Origin of the sequence: Chitinophaga sp., assembly GCF_035564935.1 — a bacterium.
Classification (GTDB): domain Bacteria; phylum Bacteroidota; class Bacteroidia; order Chitinophagales; family Chitinophagaceae; genus Chitinophaga.
Genome location: NZ_DATMTE010000635.1, coordinates 1 through 3,437, shown reverse-complemented (window position 1 = coordinate 3,437; position 3,437 = coordinate 1). Strand labels below are relative to the sequence as shown.

Sequence of the window (3,437 nt, the reverse complement as noted above, 5' to 3'; positions counted from 1 at the left end):
ATTAACATGCCTGAGAGTTCACCTGAAGAAATGCAGGCAATGACCAAACGCTGGATGAACTGGATAGGCGGCATTGCCGCACAGCAAAAGCTGGTAGACCGGGGTAACCGGCTGGAACGCTCAGGTACAGTGGTACGAAACACTGATCTCGTTACAGATGGTCCCTATACAGAGATCAAGGAAAGCATCGGAGGTTACACAGTGATAAAAGCAGCATCTCTTGCTGAGGCCTCCGAAATAGCCAAAGGATGCCCGATTTTTATGCAGGGCGGCACAGTAGAAGTGCGGGAGATCAGCCCACTGTCATAATAATAAAAGCCTTTGTAATAGTATCTTTATGCTATTACAAAGGCTTTATTTATTGTCTATATGGAAGAAAATGAACTGATACCACATTTATTCCGGACGGAATACCAGAAAATTATCGCGGTGTTATGCAAACACTTTGGCTTTGCGCATATGTCTGTCGCAGAAGATATAGCCAGCGATACCTTTCTCACCGCCACCGAAACCTGGGGATTGAAAGGACTACCGGAAAACCCGGTAGCATGGCTGTATACAGTAGCCAAAAATAAAGCGAAGAACCACCTGAAGCATGAAGCCGTTCAGCAGAAGAATGCGCGGTTGCTGAATAACCCCGAAAAGGAGATCACAGATTCTGACCTTGACCTTTCTGATGAAAACATCCGCGACAGCCAGCTACAGATGATGTTTGCCGTATGCCATCCGGCCATTGTAGCGGAATCCCAAATAGGCCTGGCATTACGCATACTTTGTGGATTTGGTATAGAAGAAATTGCTGATGCATTTTTAACAAACAAGGAAACCATCAATAAACGCCTGTTCAGGGCCAAGGAAAAATTACGGGAGGAAAACATCGTTATTGCCTTTCCCGGTAAAGCAGAGATCAGCAACCGCCTGGAAATAGTGCTGCGTACATTGTACTTATTATTTAATGAAGGATATTACTCAGCTAGCCAGAATACCGTGTTGCGCCAGGACCTTTGCCAGGAAGCAATGCGGCTCAACCTCCTGCTGATGGACAATCCAGGCACCAACCTCCCACCGGTAAATGCACTGTTTTCGTTAATGTGTTTCCAGGCTTCCCGTTTTGAAGCCAGAACAGATGCCAGCGGCGAAATAGTGTTGTACGACGACCAGGACACCAGCCTGTGGAATCGCAAACTGATCCTGCAGGGCGAATACTACCTGAATATAGCATCGCAGGGCAACACCTTGTCGAGGTACCACCTGGAAGCAGGGATTGCCTACTGGCATACTGTGAAAGAAGATACACCGGAAAAATGGAACCAGATCCTCGACCTGTATAATCACCTGCTACAACTTGAATATTCTCCCATGGCTGCTCTGAACCGTACCTTCGCCCTTTCCAAAGCCTATGGAAAAGCGGAAGCCATTGCCGCGGCGGAACAACTGAACCTCGGCAGCCATCATCTCTATCATTCATTGCTCGGGGAATTATATACCGGCGTGAATAATAAAACAGCCCGCGAACACTTTGAAAAGGCATTACACATGGCAAAATCCGGTAGCGATCAAAAGGTCATTTCCCGGAAAATACAGGCGTTAGGCTAAACCCTCTCCCAGGGTTGTATATCATAATATGCGCATACCTGGTGGTAATCGCTATAATTCACACCGGAAACTGTATATTAGGCTAACATAAGAACGCTATACTATCTCTGAAAATCATGGTAATAAATGCTTCTATTATTACCAGGTACTAAAAACAAACATATGATCAACAAACGAAGCATCTTACTGGCCATTGCCATTGCAGCCATTACCATTTGGAAGGAGCAAGCAACCGCCCAGGCTCCTGATAACAGGCCGAATATTATCTATATCCTTACCGACGACATGGGTTATGGCGATGTAGGTTGTTTCGGAGGAAAATTTGTTCCCACACCCAATATCGACAGGCTGGCTGCAAACGGCCGGAAGTTCACACACTTTTACAGCGCAGCCGCCATCTGTTCGCCGTCGAGAGCTGGCTTTATAACCGGCAATTACCCTGCAAGATGGAATTTCAGCACTTACCTGGATAACCGCAAACACAATCGAAATGCACAGCAGGCGGATTTCCTCGACCCGTCTGCCCCAACAATAGCTAAATTTCTTAAAAGCGCAGGCTATGCCACCGGCCATTTCGGGAAATGGCATATGGGCGGCGGCCGGGACGTGACCAATGCCCCCGGCTTCGACAGCTATGGGTTTGATGAGCATGTAAGCACCTATGAAAGCCCCGATCCGGACCCATTGATCACTGCCGCCAATTGGATCTGGTCGGAAAAAGACAGCATAAAACGGTGGGACCGCACCAGGTACTTTGTAGATAAAACGCTGGCATTCCTGCAAAAACATAAAGGACAGCCCTGCTTCATTAATTTATGGCCCGATGATGTACATACGCCCTGGGTACCAAGAACAGAAACGGAGTACACAGGCAGGTTTCCCATGAACCCCGAAGAAGAGGCCGCTTTCAAACTGGTGCTGAAAGAATATGATCTGCAAATAGGCCGGCTATTGGATGGATTAAAACGCATGGGGCTGGAAAGGAATACCATCGTGATTTTCACCAGCGATAATGGTCCGCTGCCGAGCTTCAGGGGAAGCCGCGCGGGCGGCCTGAGAGGATCCAAATTGTCCCTGTTCGAAGGAGGTATCCGCATGCCGTTTATCATCAGCTGGCCCGGTCATATCAAACCCGGCACAACAGATGAAACATCCGCCATAAGCTCGCTGGACCTCCTGCCTTCTTTAGCTGAAATAGCAGGCGCTGAATTGCCACCGGGTTATAACCGAGATGGCAGGGACCGCAGCAAAACATTACTGGGCAAACCATCTGCCAGGAACATGGATATGTACTGGGAGTATGGCCGTAATAATATCGCCTTCGCTTATCCCAAAGGCCGTGATAAAAGCCCCAATCTTGCTGTAAGGTCTGGACAGTGGAAATTACTGATGAACCACGACGGCAGCAATGCCCAGCTGTATAACATCAATAAAGATCCTAACGAAACAAGCGATCTGGCAAATGATTTCCCTAAGATAACCCGGGAGCTGAAAGATAAACTGGCTACCTGGTGGCTGGCGCTTCCTAAATTAAACAGCGAACAATAATCTTAAAATATCCCGGGGGCAGGTAACAGCTTCATCTTCCATATTTTAGTAAATTCGTTATTGCTATCAACCTGCCGCAGGAAATATTGTTGATATACTAACAATTGAAAAATGAATAATACAAGGGTATTTAAAATGTCCGTTGCAAGTGTTTATCCGCTTTACATCCAGAAAGCGGAGAAAAAAGGCCGCACAAGGGATGAAGTAAATGAAATTATTTTTTGGCTGACAGGATATGATCAACAACAATTCCAACAACTCCTCGATAATAAAACCGACTTTGAAACCTTTTT

At 46.8% G+C, this 3,437-nt stretch carries 4 protein-coding genes; all 4 read left to right on the top strand.

Annotated features, from left to right (window positions below; all coding sequences use genetic code 11):
• The first annotated feature begins 6 nt into the window (after positions 1–6).
• On the top strand, positions 7–309 hold the full coding sequence (locus VN105_RS16130) for a YciI family protein (protein WP_325642558.1): 303 nt from the start codon (positions 7–9) through the stop codon (positions 307–309).
• Positions 310–369: 60 nt separating this feature from the next.
• Entirely contained in the window at positions 370–1,596 is a 1,227-nt protein-coding gene (locus VN105_RS16125; RefSeq protein WP_325642557.1) for an RNA polymerase sigma factor, read from the top strand.
• 162 nt (positions 1,597–1,758) lie between these two features.
• Entirely contained in the window at positions 1,759–3,144 is a 1,386-nt protein-coding gene (locus VN105_RS16120) for a sulfatase-like hydrolase/transferase (protein WP_325642556.1), read from the top strand.
• A gap of 111 nt (positions 3,145–3,255) precedes the next feature.
• Positions 3,256–3,437 (top strand): DUF2200 family protein (locus tag VN105_RS16115; protein WP_325642555.1); only part of this gene is annotated, 182 nt, incomplete at its 3' end.